14 protein-coding genes are annotated in these 14,657 nt (G+C 72.7%); 7 read left to right on the top strand and 7 right to left on the bottom strand.

The window, feature by feature from the left end; genetic code table 11:
* Positions 1-14: 14 nt before the first annotated feature.
* The gene (locus tag N5I75_RS35785) at positions 15-2,027 is read left to right on the top strand and encodes an ATP-binding protein (protein ID WP_476684897.1); all 2,013 of its coding nucleotides are present in this window, start codon (positions 15-17) and stop codon (positions 2,025-2,027) included.
* A gap of 204 nt (positions 2,028-2,231) precedes the next feature.
* On the top strand, positions 2,232-3,197 hold the full coding sequence (locus N5I75_RS35780; RefSeq protein WP_476684327.1) for a helix-turn-helix domain-containing protein: 966 nt from the start codon (positions 2,232-2,234) through the stop codon (positions 3,195-3,197).
* 34 nt (positions 3,198-3,231) lie between these two features.
* Here the strand turns inward: N5I75_RS35780 and N5I75_RS35775 are convergent, their stop codons facing one another.
* Both N5I75_RS35775 and N5I75_RS35770 read right to left on the bottom strand, forming a co-directional pair.
* Positions 3,232-3,960 carry an alpha/beta fold hydrolase gene (locus N5I75_RS35775; protein WP_476684326.1) on the bottom strand — a complete coding sequence of 243 codons (729 nt, stop codon included), beginning with the start codon at positions 3,958-3,960 and terminating at the stop codon, positions 3,232-3,234.
* Positions 3,961-4,020: 60 nt separating this feature from the next.
* A complete protein-coding gene (locus N5I75_RS35770; RefSeq protein WP_476684325.1) occupies positions 4,021-4,992 on the bottom strand; it encodes an alpha/beta hydrolase in 972 nt (323 codons plus the stop codon).
* 233 nt (positions 4,993-5,225) lie between these two features.
* Between N5I75_RS35770 and N5I75_RS35765 the strand changes: the two genes are divergently transcribed.
* On the top strand, positions 5,226-5,804 hold the full coding sequence (locus tag N5I75_RS35765) for a Dps family protein (RefSeq protein WP_476684324.1): 579 nt from the start codon (positions 5,226-5,228) through the stop codon (positions 5,802-5,804).
* A 43-nt stretch (positions 5,805-5,847) separates the two neighbouring features.
* On the opposite strand, the gene N5I75_RS35760 is transcribed toward N5I75_RS35765, so the two are convergent.
* Positions 5,848-6,639: a phosphotransferase gene (locus N5I75_RS35760; RefSeq protein ID WP_476684323.1), complete on the bottom strand. Its 792-nt coding sequence runs from the start codon at positions 6,637-6,639 to the stop codon at positions 5,848-5,850.
* Between the two features lie 172 nt (positions 6,640-6,811).
* On the opposite strand from N5I75_RS35760, the gene N5I75_RS35755 reads away from it, so the two are divergent.
* Entirely contained in the window at positions 6,812-7,534 is a 723-nt protein-coding gene (locus tag N5I75_RS35755) for a heparin lyase I family protein (RefSeq protein ID WP_476684322.1), read from the top strand.
* Here the strand turns inward: N5I75_RS35755 and N5I75_RS35750 are convergent.
* Positions 7,447-8,652: a S8 family peptidase gene (locus N5I75_RS35750; protein WP_476684321.1), complete on the bottom strand. Its 1,206-nt coding sequence runs from the start codon at positions 8,650-8,652 to the stop codon at positions 7,447-7,449. The genes N5I75_RS35755 and N5I75_RS35750 overlap by 88 nt on opposite strands.
* A gap of 307 nt (positions 8,653-8,959) precedes the next feature.
* Here N5I75_RS35750 and N5I75_RS35745 point away from each other — a divergent pair, with 307 nt between their 5' ends.
* From N5I75_RS35745 to N5I75_RS35735, 3 genes are read left to right on the top strand one after another with little or no spacing between them, the layout of a single operon-like run.
* Entirely contained in the window at positions 8,960-9,832 is an 873-nt protein-coding gene (locus N5I75_RS35745; protein ID WP_476684320.1) for an ABC transporter substrate-binding protein, read from the top strand.
* The gene (locus N5I75_RS35740) at positions 9,829-10,710 is read left to right on the top strand and encodes an amino acid ABC transporter permease (RefSeq protein WP_476684319.1); all 882 of its coding nucleotides are present in this window, start codon (positions 9,829-9,831) and stop codon (positions 10,708-10,710) included. The genes N5I75_RS35745 and N5I75_RS35740 overlap by 4 nt, the downstream gene beginning before the upstream one ends.
* Entirely contained in the window at positions 10,707-11,456 is a 750-nt protein-coding gene (locus N5I75_RS35735) for an amino acid ABC transporter ATP-binding protein (protein ID WP_476684318.1), read from the top strand. The genes N5I75_RS35740 and N5I75_RS35735 overlap by 4 nt, the downstream gene beginning before the upstream one ends.
* A gap of 9 nt (positions 11,457-11,465) precedes the next feature.
* Here the strand turns inward: N5I75_RS35735 and N5I75_RS35730 are convergent, their stop codons facing one another.
* The 3 genes from N5I75_RS35730 to N5I75_RS35720 form a co-directional block, all read right to left on the bottom strand.
* Positions 11,466-12,275, bottom strand: coding sequence for an SDR family oxidoreductase (locus N5I75_RS35730; RefSeq protein ID WP_476684317.1), 810 nt, complete (start codon positions 12,273-12,275; stop codon positions 11,466-11,468).
* Positions 12,276-12,368: 93 nt separating this feature from the next.
* Positions 12,369-13,115, bottom strand: coding sequence for a gamma-glutamyl-gamma-aminobutyrate hydrolase family protein (locus tag N5I75_RS35725; RefSeq protein WP_476684316.1), 747 nt, complete (start codon positions 13,113-13,115; stop codon positions 12,369-12,371).
* Positions 13,112-14,605 carry an aldehyde dehydrogenase gene (locus N5I75_RS35720; RefSeq protein WP_476684315.1) on the bottom strand — a complete coding sequence of 498 codons (1,494 nt, stop codon included), beginning with the start codon at positions 14,603-14,605 and terminating at the stop codon, positions 13,112-13,114. The genes N5I75_RS35725 and N5I75_RS35720 overlap by 4 nt, the downstream gene beginning before the upstream one ends.
* Between the last annotated feature and the right edge of the window lie 52 nt (positions 14,606-14,657).

Here is a 14,657-nt window from a genome sequence, read left to right as displayed (position 1 = left end):
GCGCCGGTGGGCCCGTGACAGCCCGCGATCCCGAGACGGCCGGTGGGCCCGAGAGCGCCGCTAGGTCCGTGGCGGTGGCCGACGGGACCGGGAGGCCCAGTGGTGCCACGATCGCCCGCGTCCCCGTGACCGTCGCCGTCTCCGGGCCGCCCGGTACCGGGAAGACCACCCTCGCGCTGCACGCCGCCCGTACGCTCGCGGGTCGTTTTCCGGACGGGCAGCTCGTCCTCGATCTGCGTGGCATGGACGACGAGCCGCCCGCGCCCGCCGAGTTGATGCTCAGTGTCCTCAAGGCGTTCCAGGTGCCCGACCGGGACCTGGCGAAGGCCGGGCCGCAGGGGCATCCGGGGCTGTACCGGGAGATGCTCGCAGAGCGTCGCACGCTCCTGGTCCTGGACAACGCCCGCGATGAGGCCCAGGTCCGCCCGCTCCTGCCGGGCGCCGGTGCGGGGATGGTCCTCGTGACGAGCCGGCGCATGCTCACCGGGCTCGAGAGCGTGCACCGGCTGCAGTTGGGCGTACTGAGCCCGGAGGAGGCCGCCGCGTTCCTGACCACCCTGGTCGGGGCGGAGCGCGCCGGGGCCGATCCGGCGGCGCTCGCCGAGGTCGCGTACCGCTGCGGCCATCTGCCGCTGGCGCTGCGAGTGGCGGGCAACTGGCTGGCCACCCGCACCGGCTGGTCCCTGCGCCGCCTCGCCGACCGCCTCGCCCTCGACGAGCGGCGCCTGGACGCGCTGGCCGCCGGTGACCTCCGGGTCTCCGCCGCCTTCGACCTGTCCTACCGTCAGCTCACCCCCACGGCCGCCCGCCTCTTCCGGCGCCTCTCCCTCGTCCCGGGGCCGGACACGAGCGCCGCTGCCGCCGCCCGCCTCACCGGCCAGCGCCTGTACGACGCCGAGGACACCCTGGAGGAACTGGTCGAGGTCGGCCTGCTCGGCGGCGAGCAGGACCGCTACCGCCTGCACGACCTGGTGTGCCTCTTCGCCCGTACGCGGCTGACCGCCGAGGAGGACCCGGGGGACGTCGAGCGGGCCCGCACCGACCTGCACCACTGGCTCCTGGAGACGACGGTGGTGGCGGGCCGCTGGTTCGAACCCGGCCACGGCGCGCCGCCGGCCGACTGGCGGGGGTCGGTCGACCTGTCCTCCGCCGACAAGGCGATGCGGTGGCTGAAGACCGAGGGCGCCAACTGGCTGGCTGCCCTGCGCGCGGTCGCCGCCGGCGGTCAGCACGGCCTGGTCGTGGAGGTGGCCGAGGCGCTGCACTGGTTCTCCGACCAGTGGATCTTCTGGGGGCACTGGCCCGAGGTCTTCGACACCGCCGTCCGCGCCGCCCGCGCCCTGGACGACCCGCTCATCGAGGCGACGCAGCTCAACTACCACGCGTGGGCCCTGCTGCTGTGCGAGGGCCGCTTCCAGGACAGCCTCGCCCGGTCCGCCGAGGCGCTGGCCGCCGCCGAGCGCGCGGGCGATACCGTCCAGGAGGCGTGGGCGCACTTCTACAGCTCCTGGGCGCTGCGCAAGTTGGAGGAGTACGCGTCGTCCGTCGACCACATGGAGCGGGCCGGCCGGCTCTTCGAGGCGGCAGGCGATCTGCACGGGAGTCTCAACGCGCGGCACGGGCACGCCCTCACCCTGGCCCAGGACGGCCGTGCCGAGGCAGCCCTCGCGTCCTTCCGCTCCACGCTCGCCTTCCTGGACCGGACGGGAGACCGCATCGCCCCGCACATCGCGGACTTCGTGCGGGCAGGGCTGCACTCCGGCATGGCGCACGCCCTGGCCAGGCTGGAGGAGTGGGACGAGGCGGTCGCGGAGCGCCGGATCGCGGCGGACCTCTGGCACGACGCGGACAACTTCACGCAGGAGAGCAGCGAACTCGTCCGTCTCGGGCTGCTGCTGCTCTCCGCCGGGCGGGAGGAACAGGCACGGGAAGCCTTCACGCGCTGCCTCGCGCTCGGCTCCGACGCCGCACCGCAGGCGCTCACGGACGCGCGGCAGCACCTGGCCGGGATGGAACGGGAACAGTAGCCCGGTGTCACCGGCAGAACTTCTGCCTGCTTCCTGCCTGGCGACCGTCCGCGCGCCCTGATTGTCTGGACATGGCGGAGAAACCGGGCGACGACGTTGCCGTCCGGGCATCCGCGCAGGACCAGGCACCGAACTCCCGGCCGGATCCATGTGCGCCGCGGACCCGAGCTCTCCGCCAGGGGTGTGCATGGAGAGGAGAGCCGGATGACTCCGGTGCTGACCACTGACGCGGTGTCCGAGGGCGACCGCCTCGACTACTGGCGCACCGCGATGGCCACGGTCGACATACCGACCGCCGTCACCCGTGACGGCGGTGACGGCCCGTTCACCGGACGCTTCGTCACCGCCCGGGTCGGCTGCCTGCGCATCCGCACCGTGGAGGCGGACCCGCACCAGGTCAGTCACAGGGCCCAGCACATCGCCCGCTCCACCGACCGGTTCGTCGTGATCGGTGTCCAGCTCACGGGCCGGACCGTCCTCACCCAGGACGGCCGACGCGCCGACGTGGGCCGGGGCGGCCTGTTCGTGTACGACACCGCCCGCCCGTTCTTCATGGACCACCCCGAACCGTTCGCGGCCCGGCTCGTCCACGTCCCCCGCCGCGCCCTGGCCGTCGCCGACGAGGACCTGCGCCGCGTCACGGCCACCGCGCTCGGCACCGGTGACGGCTGCGGTGCGGTCCTCCGCCCCTTCCTGACGACACTGACCGACTCCGCCGGCGCCTACTCCCCCGCGGTCGCGACCCGGCTGGCCTCCAGCGTCGTCGACCTCTTCGCGGTCCTGGTCGCCGAGCACGCCAGGAACGACCGGGCCGGAGCGGACACCGGCCGCGCCCACCTGGTGACGCGCATCCGCGACCACATCGACCGGCATCTGACGGACCCGGCGCTGTCCCCCGAGGACATCGCGAGGGCGCATCACATCTCCGTGCGCTACCTGCACCGCCTCTTCCAGGACGAGGGCATCACCGTCGGCCGCCTGGTGCAGCGCCGCCGCCTGGAGGAGTGCGCCCGTGAGCTGGCCCGGGGCGGCCGGGCCAGGCCCTCGGTCGCGTCCGTGGCGCAGCGCTGGGGGTTCGTCAACCCCGCCCACTTCAGCCGGGTGTTCCGCGGCGCCTACGGCGTCTCCCCGCGGGAGTGGCGCAGCCTGCGCACCGCACCGGCACGGTGAGCGGGGCCCGGCCGCGCGGCCGGGCCCCCGTACGTCAGCTGGTGGCGCGGACGGCGTCGAGGATGAGGCCCGCGACGTCCTTGGGGCGCGAGACGGCGACGGCGTGCGAGGCGCCCTCCAGCTCGACGACAGTGGCGCCGGCGCGCTCCGCGCCGAACCGCTCGACCTCGGGGTTGATGGCCTGGTCGCCACCGGCGACGAGGGCCCACGCGGGCTTGGTGTGCCAGGCGGCGGCGCTCGCCTTCTCCTCGAACGCGGCGGCGGCCAGCGGCCGCTGGGCCACGGCGAGGACCTTGGTGACGTCGGCGGGCACGTCCGCCGCGAAGATCGCCGGGAACGCGTCGGCGGCGATGGTCACCTCGGTCGCGGGCGCGGCGCCGTCGACCGGGTAGGTGGCCTCCTTCAAGTTGCTGACCAGCGGCGAGAGCGGGAAGCGGCCCTGCAGCTCGCCGAGGCTCTCGCCCTCTTCGAGGACGTAGGCGGCGACGTAGACGAGGCCGACGACGTTCTCCGTGGTACCGGCGACGGTGATCAGCGCGCCGCCGTAGGAGTGGCCGACGAGGACGACGGGGCCGTCGATCTGGGCGGCCACGGAGGCGATGTACGCGGCGTCCGAGGCCAGACCGCGCAGCGGGTTGGGCGGGGCGACGACGGGGACGCCCTGGCTCTGCAGTTCGGCGATGACGCCGGACCAGCTGGCGGCGTCGGCGAAGGCGCCGTGCACGAGGACGACGGTGGGGGTGGCGGTGGCTTCAGTGGCCATGATCGGTGTGTCTCCTGGGAGAGGGTGGGAGGTCGGGGGTGTGGGCGGAGGCCGCGCGCGTCAGCGGGTGCCGAGGGTGGTGCGCAGGGTGCGGACGGCCATGGTGATGGCGGCCTCGGCGGCGTGCGTGTCCCGCAGCGCGTTGAGCATCACGAAGTCGTGGATGACGCCCTGGAAACGGACCGCGGTGACCGGCACCCCGGCCTGGCGCAGCTTGTTCGCGTACGCCTCGCCCTCGTCGCGCAGCACGTCGGCCTCGCCCGTGATGACGAGGGCCGGCGGCAGCCCGGCGAGCTGCTCGGTGGTGGCCCGCAGCGGCGACGCGGTGATCTGCGCGCGCTCGCTCTCGTCGGTCGTGTACTGGTCCCAGAACCACTGCATGCCGTCGCGGCGCAGGAAGTAGCCCTCCGCGAACTGGTGGTAGGAGCCGGTGTCGAAGCTCGCGTCGGTCACCGGGTAGAAGAGCACCTGGCCGAGCAGGGGAACGTCGCCGCGCTCCTTGGCCATCAGCGTCAGGGCGGCGGTCATGTTGCCGCCGACCGAGTCACCGGCGACCGCGAGGCGCTGGCCGTCGAGGCCGTGCGAGGCGCCCTCGGTGACGACCCAGCGGGCCACCGCGTAGTTCTGCTCGATGGCGACCGGGTAGCGGGCCTCGGGCGAGAGGTCGTACTCGGGGAAGACTACGGCCGCGCCGACGCCGACGGCGAGTTCGCGTACCAGGCGGTCGTGGGTGTGCGCGTTGCCGAACACCCAGCCCGCGCCGTGGATGTAGAAGATCACCGGAAGCGTTCTGGCGACCCCGGCGGGCCGCACGATCCGCGCCCGCACACTGCCGGTGGGGCCGCCCTGGACGGTCACCCACTCCTCGTCCACCTCGGGCAGCTCGACCGGACCCGACTGCACCTCGTCGACCGCCTTGCGCCCCTCGGCGGGCGCCAGCTCGAACAGGAACGGCGGACGGGCGGTGGCCTCCGCGAAAGCGGCCGCCGCGGGCTCGAGGACCGGGGTGACCGGCTCGACGACATCGGACATGAGAGCTCCTCAGCACTTCGTTCGCCCACGCCGGACACTCCGGCGGGCGATGCCGAAAAGCTAGAAGGGGAGGAGCGGGCCACTTGACCGTCAGCGCACGAGGTGTGACCTGACAGCGCACACACATGTCGAGTGCACTGGCGGACACATACCCATGCGCTCACCGGCAAGTCCTCCGTCCGCCGCCGCCTAACGTCGTCACCTCCGTACCACCGCACCCCAGGAGACCGACCATGACCAGCAACTCCACGCCCACGCATGGCAGTCAGCCGTGGCTGCACCAGAAGGGCGAGGTGATCCAGGAGTTCGGCACCGTCAAGCAGTTCCCCGTCGGCCTGTCCTACGAGGCCCGGATGTACGCCTGCCAGCGCCTCAACAAGGTCCTGGCCGACACCCAGATCCTGCACGGCCTCTACAAGAAGCACCACTGGCTGATGCGCGGCGCGACCTTCTACCAGCTGCACATCGTCCTGGACAAGCACGCCGGGGAACAGCTCGAACTGATCGACACCCTCGCCGAGCGCGTCCAGTCCCTGGGCGGCGTCGCGATCGGTGACGCCCGGCACGTCGCCGAGATCACCTCGATCCCGCGGCCCCCGGACGGCGTGGAGGAGGTTCCGGCGATGCTCTCCCGCCTGCTGGAGGCCCACGAGACCATCCTGATCGACGCCCATGACGCCGCCGCCCGCACCGCCGAACTCGGCGACGACGGCTCCAACGACGTCCTGGTCTCCCAAATCATCAGGACCGGCGAACGCCAGGCGTGGTTCCTGGCGGAACACTTGGTCGACACCCCGCTCGTCCGCGCCTGACCGACGCGGCCGGCGGCCGTTCGCGCGGCCGTCCGCGCGGCCGTCACAGCGCGGCAGCCAACGCCCCGCGCCGCGCCGCCAGCCACTCCTGCACGCGGTCCCACCGCTGCCATCCTCCGCGCCGTGCCAGCGTCTCGACGTAGACGGGGTCGCCGTCGGCCACGCGGGCCGCGACGAAAGCGCGGCAGGAGGCGGTGGCCTGTTCGAGGACGGCGGGGAGGTCGGCGCGGTCCCGCGGGGAGAGGCCGTAGCTGTCGGCGAGGGTGCGCAGACGGGACGGGGCATCGAGGCCCGCGGGGTAGAGGTCCGCCCTGGAGGCGGGGTCGAGCAGGGGTACCCAGTAGCGGGCGGTCATGGCGACGTCCCACACCGGCCGGCCCGGCGCCGCCATGTCGAAGTCGATGAGCGCCGCGGCCCGGCCGTCGCGGAACACGACGTTGTCCGGGCACACGTCGTTGTGGCACAGCATGGTTCCGCCGGCCGGATCGCTCAGCGCGCGCGGCCACTCGGCGCTTTCGTCCACCTCGACGGCCGTCGCGGCGTCGTGCAGGCGCCGCAGCAGACGGCCCACCGAGCACAGCGCTCCCTCGGTCATCGCCCAGTGCGGGAACGGCGGCAGTGCGACATCGCCGGGGACGAACGTCAGCCTCTCCCGGCCGTCCGCCGTGAGAGCCACCGGCTCCGGGGCGGCGTCGAACCCCTGCTCCTTGAGCGCGGTGAGATGAGCGTGCAGGGCGCGTGCCGTGCGCGGTGCGGGGCGTTCGACGAGGTCTCCGACGCGGAAGACCGCGCCCGCGTTGACCGCCCCGCCGACCAGCGCTTCTCTCTCGGCCACGGTCCGCTCCCCAGATGACGTCGTCGACTGCTGGAACCTGCGGCTGACACGGTACGGCAGCCACCACGCCCCCGAACGATCGAAACGATCAACTTCGTGGAAACTATTGAGCGTTTCGACTGTCTTCGTTAGAACGGGGCGCGCATCGACCCACCGATCGAAGAGGTGACCCATGTACCGCACCCCACTGCGTGCCTGGATCTGCACAGCCGCCGCCACCGCCTGCGCCACCGTCCTGGCGGCGTCCCCCGCTCAGGCGTCCGTCATCTGGGACGCGGATGCGGCTCAGGGCGTCGGCGTCTTCGCGACCACGCTCTGCGACAGCCCCGGCTCCGTCACCACGGGCAACTGGGGCGACGGCCACGGCACCTTCTTCAAGTTCAACAAGCCGGTCGGGACGCCGCGCTGCGAGGCGCACAGTGTTCGCACCTCCGCCGGCGAGTACGCCTTCGAGGACGACAGCACGTACTGGTTCGGCTGGGACTCCATGACCAAGACCGGTGACGCGCAGACCGTCTTCCAGTGGAAGTCCAACGGCACCAACGACCAGAACAGCCAGAACTACCCGGTCCTGATGAAGGTCGAGGACGACCGGCTCAAGGTCTGGTACGTGGCTCCCGGCGAAACCTGGATATCCATCGGGACCACCCCGTGGACGGCCGGGGAATGGCACTCCGTCCAGCTCGGCATCACCACGGACGCGGGCGGCGCCGGAACCCTGTCCGTCTACCTGGACGGCACGCGGTTCGCCTCCCGGACCGGCGCCCGCACTTGGGACGACCTGGGCAACAAGCCCCGCTGGGGCACCTACTTCGGCACCGACACCGGCACGGCCTCCATCAACTGGGTCGCGGCCCTCTCCATGGGCACGACCCGCGCCGACGTGACCCGGTGACCTTCCCCGCGCGGCAAGCGCAATGCCGCGCCCCCTGCGGAGCGCGGCATGCCTCGCTGGTGGCTCGTGCCGTTGCCGGTGTAGGTGGCCGTGTCGGAGCTGTTCCAGCCGGCCGTGATGGTGGAGCCGGGGGCGAAGAGGTCCACCGTGAAGCCGTAGTTGGAGTAACTCGCGCGGGCGTCCGAGCTCGTCGTCGCGCCGACGGTGAGCGCCTGCGGGACGCGGGAGGGTGAGTAGTTGGCGGCGGGCGCGCCGGAGTTGCCGGCGGCTATGGAGTAGGTGACGCCCGAGGCGATGGAGTTCTTCACCGCGGTGTCGAGGGCGGTGCTGGCCCCGCCGCCCAGGGAGACGTTGGCGACGGAGTCGGCGCCGTGGTGCGCGGTGATCCAGTCGACGCCCGCGATGACCCCGGCCGTCGTACCGGAGCCGTCGTTGCCGAGGACCCGTACCGCGACGACCTTCGCCTTCTTGGCCACGCCGTAGGTGCTGCCCGCGGCGACGGTGGCGACGAACGTTCCGTGGCCGTAACCGTCCTGCGCGGTGGCGTCGTTGTCGACGAAGTCATAGCCGTACGAGGCCCGGCCCGCGAGGTCCTTGTGGGTGATGCGGACGCCGGTGTCCAGGACGTAGACGGTCGCGCCGCCGCCCGCGCTGTCGGGGTAGGTGTAGCTGCCGTTCAGCGGGAGGTTGGCCTGGTCGATGCGGTCCAGGCCCCAGGGCGCGCTGGTCTGGGTGCCGGTGGTGTGCACCCGCTGGTCCTGCTCGACCGACGCGACGGCGGGGTCGGCCGCGAGTCTGCCGGCCTCGGCGGCGGTCAGCGTGGCGGCGTAGCCGTTGAGCGCGGAGGTGAACGTCCGCCTGACCGTGCCGCCGTACGCGGAGACGAGGTTCTCGCCCCGCGCGGCGGTCGCCTTGAAGCCGGCGCTCTTCTTGAGGGTGACGATGTAGCTGCCGGGCACGGCCTGCGCGGAGTTCGCTCCGAGGACCGTGCCCGTCGGCCCGGCCGGCGCCGCCGCCTGCGCGGGAGGCACGGCGAGGGCTCCGACCACCGCCGCCACCGCGGCCGTCGAGGCAAGGGACGCGGCGATCCGCCGCTTCGTCGTACGCACTGCTGCCATGAGAGATGTCCTTCTCTGCGAGAGGTGCGGGGCGCGGCACCCGGGTCGGTGCCGCAGAGCGACCTTCCGCCTCCGGACAGGCGCCGGTGAAGGGATTCCATGGACATGTCACACGTCTGTCATGCGTGCACACAGCCGCGTCGCACACGTGGCACGGCGGACACAGCACGTCACTTCCGCGACATGAAGACACCTGCGCGGGACGCTCCGCCGGCGGCTTCACACACCCGCAACACCCGTTCCCACATAGCGGACTTCACACCGTCCGACCTCGACAGGAGGGGCGTCGCGCTGACAGTCTCCCGGCATGCATTCCGTCCACCGCACCGCGCGGCTCGCCGTCTGCTCCGCCCTCCTCCTCACCGCCGTCGCGGCCTGCGCGCCCGAGCCCGACAACCAGACCGGGGACGCCCCCACGACCGCCGCCTCGTGTGCGTCCGGCAAGCTCGCGACGGTGGCCTCGGGCAAGCTGACCGTCGGCACGGACAAGCCCGCCTACGCCCCCTGGTTCGAGGACGACGACCCGGCCAACGGCAAGGGCTTCGAGTCCGCGGTCGCCTACGCGGTGGCGGACCGCCTCGGCTACCCGAAGGACCGGGTCGTCTGGCAGACCGTGCCGTTCAACAGCTCCTTCGCGCCCGGCGCCAAGAAGTTCGACTTCGACATCAACCAGGTGTCGATCAGTGACGAGCGCAAGAAGGCTGTCGCGTTCTCGTCGGGCTACTACGACGTCAGGCAGGCCGTCGTCGCCCTCAAGTCCTCCAAGGCCGCGGGCGCGAAGACCGTCGCCGACCTCAAGGGCGTGAAGCTGGGCGCCCAGGTGGGCACGACCAGCCTCGACTACATCAACGACGTGGTGCGGCCGAGCGAGAAGCCCGCCGTCTACCAGAAGAACGACTTCGCCAAGTCCGCGCTGAAGAACGGCCAGGTGGATGCCATCGTCGTCGACCTGCCGACCGCCTTCTACATCACCGGGGCCGAGGTCACCGACGCGAAGGTGGTGGGCCAGTTCGAGAACGGCACCGGCACACCCGAGCAGTTCGGTCTCGTCCTCGACAAGCAGTCCACCCTCACGTCGTGCGTCACGCGCGCGGTCGACGCACTCCGCGAGGACGGCACGCTCGCCGCCCTGGAGAAGAAGTGGCTGTCCGAAGCGGTCGACGCCCCGGTGCTCAAGTGAGTGCGGAGAAACAGCCGCTCACGGTCGACGACACCTATGTCCCGTCCGCACGCCGTCTCGCGCGGGACCGCTACAAGAGGACCCGCGCGCGACGCTCCGCCGGCTTGGCCGTGGCCAGCACCGTCCTGACGGTCGCGGCGCTGACCCTGATCGTGGTCAACTCCCCCGGCTGGGACCGCACGAAGGAGACGTTCTTCAGCGCGCACTACGCACGCGTGGCCCTCCCCGACGTCCTGGAAGGGCTCTGGCTGAACCTGCGTCTCCTCGTGGTGTGCGGGGCATGTGTGCTCGTCCTCGGCCTGCTGCTCGCCCTCGCCCGCACCCTGCGCGGCCCCGTCTTCTTCCCGCTGCGCGCGCTGGCGACCGCGTACACCGACTTCTTCCGCGGACTGCCGCTCATCATCTGCCTGCTGATGGTCATCTTCGGGGTTCCGGCGCTCCGCCTCCAGGGGGTGACGACGGACCCGGTCCTGCTCGGCGGGGCCGCGCTCGTCCTCACGTACTCGGCCTACGTGGCGGAGGTGTTCCGCGCCGGGATCGAGGCGGTCCACCCCTCCCAGCGGGCCGCGGCGCGCTCCCTCGGGCTCAGCAGCCGCCAGGCGCTGCGCTACGTGGTGCTTCCCCAGGCGCTGCGCCGCGTGGTGCCGCCGCTCCTCAACGACCTGGTGTCGCTGCAGAAGGACACGGGTCTCGTCTCGATCGGCGGCGCCGTGGACGCCGTGTACGCGGCGCAGATCATCGCCGGCAAGGACTTCAACTACACGCCCTACGTGATCGCCGGCCTCGCCTTCATCGCGCTGACCATCCCGATGACACGGTTCACGGACTGGGTGACGGCCCGGATGGACCGGCGCCGGGCACAAGGAGGACTCGTATGACCGGGCCGGTGCTGCGGATGGAGTCCGTGCGCAAGTCGTTCGGCGCCACGGTGGTACTGCGCGACGTGGACCTGAAGGTCGCCCCGCACACCGTGACCGCGCTGATCGGCGCCTCGGGCTCGGGCAAGTCGACGCTGCTGCGCTGCGCCAACCTCCTGGAGGAGATCGACGACGGCGCCATCTGGCTGGACGGCGAGGAGATCACCGACCCGCGGGCCGACGCCGACGCCGTGCGCCGCAGGATCGGCGTCGTCTTCCAGGCGTACAACCTCTTCCCGCACCTGACCGTCCTGCAGAACGTGACCCTCGCGCCGCGCCGGGTGCACGGACTGAGCCGCGAGGAGGCGGAGGAGCGCGGCATGGCACTCCTCGAACGGCTCGGCCTCGGCGCGAAGGCGCGGGAGTACCCGGACCGGCTCAGCGGAGGCCAGCAGCAGCGGACCGCGATCGTGCGGGCGCTCGCCGTACGCCCCCGTCTTCTGCTCCTCGACGAGATCACGGCCGCGCTCGACCCGGAGCTGGTGGGCGAGGTCCTCGACGTCGTACGCGACGTGAAGGAGCAGGGCATGACCATGGTGCTCGCCACTCACGAGATGGCGTTCGCCCGCGAGATCGCCGACCAGGTGTGCTTCCTGGAGGACGGGGTCGTGCTCGAACGGGGCACGCCGCAGGCCGTGTTCGAGGACGCGCGGCACGAACGCACCCGCCGCTTCCTGCGGCGGATCGTGGAGGCGGGCCGCCTGTGAACCGCCCGCCTACGCGAGCCCGCCGTTGCTCATCAGCAGCTGGCCGTTGAGCCATCCGCCCTCCGGGGAGCAGAGGAAGTCCACGAGGTGCGCGGTGTCGCGCGGTGTGCCGAGCCGGCCGAGCGGGGTTCCGCGGACGCAGTGTTCCCGGACGTCGTCCGGCATCCAGCCCGTGTCGACGGGGCCCGGGTTGATCACGTTGGCGGTCACCCCGAGGTGGGCCAGTTCGTGGGCGGCGGCCAGTGTGATCCGGTCCAGGGCGCCCTTGCTCGCCCCGTACGGCAGATTGCCGACCGTGTGATCACTGGTGAGGGCGATGATCCGGCCGGTCCCGTGCGCGCCGTCGAAACGGCGCCCGAACTCCCGGACGAGCAGCCAGGTGGCGCGCGCGTTGACGGCGAAGTGCCGGTCGAAGCTCTCGACGGTGGTGTCGAGCAGCCCGGAGTCCACGGACTCGCAGTGGCACATCACCAAGCCGGTGACGCGGCCCATCCGCCGTTCGACCTCGTCGAAGACGCGGGCCGGGGCGTCCGGGTCGGCGAGATCCGCCTCGATCGCGGCGGTGGAGGCCCCGAGCCCCTCCAGCTCCCGGCTGATCGCGTCGCTCTCACCCGGCTCGCGGCCCCAGCTCATCCGGTCGTCGTACGGGCTCCAGTAGGTGAAGGCGATGTCCCACCCGGACGCCGCCAGCCCGCGGGCGACACCGGCGCCGATCCCGACGGTGCGGCCCACGCCGGTGACGAGGGCGAGGGGGCGGCGGCCGGGCCCGCGTTCCGGTCCGGAGGCGGGCTGTTCCTGCGCGCTGTCGGTCGTCGTCACGGCCGGGAATGCTGCACGAACGGGGCGGTGGGGGTCAATCGCTTTCTTCACTGGGCGCGGCGCGGACACGGCACGCGGCGCGCTGTGATCCGGTCAGCGTCCGTCCGCCGCGGCCCGTACGAGCGCGTCGAAGAGCCGCTGCTGGGCCGGGTCCTCGTGGGCGGTGTCCTCAGGGTGCCACTGCACGGCCACGAACAGGGCCGGGCTGTCCGCGAGTTCGACGCCCTCGACCGTGTCGTCGGCGGCGCGGGCCGTCACCCGTAACCCCTCCCCGAGCCGGTCCACGTGCTGGTGGTGGTAGCAGGACGCCTCGATCTTGTCCGTCCCGGTGATCCGTGCCACCACCGAGCCGGGGGCCAGGGAGACGGACTGGCGGATGTGCCGGTGCTCGCGCCGCGGGCCGCCCATGTCCTGGTGCAGGGTGCCGCCCAGGGCGGTGTTGACCACCTGCAGTCCGCGGCAGATCGCGAGCAGCGGGAGCCCGTTCGCCAGGGAGTGCCGGGCGGTTTCGAGGTCGAACGCGTCCTGCACGTCGTCGACGTCGTAGACCGCCGCGTGGGCCTGGTGGGCGCCGTAGCGGTGCGGGGCGAGGTCGCCGCCGCCGGGGAGCAGGACGCCGTCGAAACGGGCGAGCCGGGCGGCCACGTCGTGGTCGGCCGGGTCGGCGGGGTGGACGCCGACCGGTTCGCCGCCCGCCCGCCAGACGGCGTCGATCAGGGCGCGGGCGTTGACCTCGGCCGCGTACCGCAGGGCGGAGGTGGTGGCGGCGAAGCGGGCGGGGACGGCGATGAGCGGGCGTGCCGCCGGATGCGCGGCCGGCCGCGGGGCGTCGGCCGTCACAGCTGGATCCAGGTCGTCTTCAGGTCCGTGTACTTGTCCAGGGCGTGCGCGGACTTGTCGCGGCCGTTGCCCGACCGCTTCACGCCTCCGAAGGGGACGGTCAAATCGCCTTCCTCGTAGCAGTTGACCCACACCGTGCCCGCCCTGAGCGCGCGGGAGACCTGGTGGGCCGTCGACAGGTCGGCCGTCCACAGCCCGGCGGCGAGGCCGTACTCGGTCGCGTTGGCCAGGGCCACGGCCTCGTCGAGGTCGTCGAAGGTCAGTACCGACAGGACCGGGCCGAAGATCTCCTCGCGCGCGAGGCGGCTGTCCGGGGAGACCCGGTCCAGGACGGTGGGTTCGAGGTAGGCACCGCCGGTCCCGGTGAGGGTGCGGGCGCCGCCGGTGCGCAGGCGGGCCCCGTCGTCGGCGCCCGCGCGGACGTGGTCGAGGACGCGGGCCAGGTGCCGCTCGCCGACGAGGGCGCCCATCTCGGTGGCCGGGTCGAGGGGGTCGCCGACGCGCAGGGCGCGGGCGCGGTCCACGACGGCCTCGGTGACCTGGTCGGCGATGGAGGTGTGGACGAGGAGGCGGGAGGGCGCGGTGCACATCTCGCCCTGGTTGAAGAAGATGCCCCAGGCGGCGGTGGCGGCGGCTTTCTCCAGGTCGGGGGCGTCGGGGAGGATGATGTTCGGCGACTTGCCGCCCAGTTCGAGCCAGACCCGTTTGAGGTTGGAGTCCGCCGCATGACGCAGGAAGTGGCGGCCGACGGCGGTGGACCCGGTGAAGGCGAGGACGTCGACGTCGGGGTGCAGGCCGAGGGCGCGCCCGGCCACCGGTCCGGTGCCGTTGACGACGTTGAGCACGCCGGGCGGCAGTCCGGCCTCCAGGGCGATGCGGCCGAGGAGCAGGGCCGACAGGGGCGCGTTCTCCGACGGTTTGAGGACCACCGTGCAGCCCGCGGCGAGCGCGGGGGCGATCTTCCAGCCGGCCAGCGTCAGCGGGAAGTTCCAGGGCACGACCGCGCCGACGACGCCGGTGGGCTCGCGGGTGACGAGGGCGAGGGCGTCGGGCGCGGTGTGCGGGGCGGTGTCGGTGAGCTTGTCGGCGAGCTGGCCGTACCAGCGGAAGGTGCTGATGACGGCGCGCAGTTCGATGTCGTACGCGTCGGTGACGGGTTTGCCCATCTCCAGGCTGACGGCGAGCGCCAGCTCCGCCCGGTGCGCGTCGAGGAGTTCGGCGACACGGAGGAGGAGGCGGCCTCGTTCGGCGGGGGCCAGGCGGGGCCAGGGGCCGAGGTCGAAGGCGCGGCGCGCGGCGGCGACGGCGGCGTCCACCTCGGCCTCGCCGCCGTCGGCGACCGGCCCGAGGACCTGGCCGTCACGCGGTGAGACGACGGGGAACTCCCCGCTGTCGCCGGGCTCCTCGGCGCCGTCGATCAGGTGCGCGCCGGGCGGCCGGAATTCCTTGGCCCGCTGGAGCCAGGTGTGGTGGGTGGGGGTTGTGGTCATGCGGACCTCCGGGGAGCGGAAGGCGGCGCGGGCGGGGTGCCTGGCCCGTCGG

The organism is Streptomyces sp. R818 (assembly GCF_056172735.1).
This window is presented reverse-complemented; position numbering and strand designations above follow the sequence as displayed.

Coding starts and splice junctions, on each gene's coding strand:
- N5I75_RS35765 (WP_476684324.1), top strand. CDS start 5,226: ATGACCAGCAACTCCACGCCCACGCATGGCAGTCAGCCGTGGCTGCAC.
- N5I75_RS35755 (WP_476684322.1), top strand. CDS start 6,812: ATGTACCGCACCCCACTGCGTGCCTGGATCTGCACAGCCGCCGCCACC.
- N5I75_RS35720 (WP_476684315.1), bottom strand. CDS start 14,605: ATGACCACAACCCCCACCCACCACACCTGGCTCCAGCGGGCCAAGGAA.
- N5I75_RS35775 (WP_476684326.1), bottom strand. CDS start 3,960: ATGGCCACTGAAGCCACCGCCACCCCCACCGTCGTCCTCGTGCACGGC.
- N5I75_RS35745 (WP_476684320.1), top strand. CDS start 8,960: ATGCATTCCGTCCACCGCACCGCGCGGCTCGCCGTCTGCTCCGCCCTC.
- N5I75_RS35780 (WP_476684327.1), top strand. CDS start 2,232: ATGACTCCGGTGCTGACCACTGACGCGGTGTCCGAGGGCGACCGCCTC.
- N5I75_RS35735 (WP_476684318.1), top strand. CDS start 10,707: ATGACCGGGCCGGTGCTGCGGATGGAGTCCGTGCGCAAGTCGTTCGGC.
- N5I75_RS35750 (WP_476684321.1), bottom strand. CDS start 8,652: ATGGCAGCAGTGCGTACGACGAAGCGGCGGATCGCCGCGTCCCTTGCC.
- N5I75_RS35770 (WP_476684325.1), bottom strand. CDS start 4,992: ATGTCCGATGTCGTCGAGCCGGTCACCCCGGTCCTCGAGCCCGCGGCG.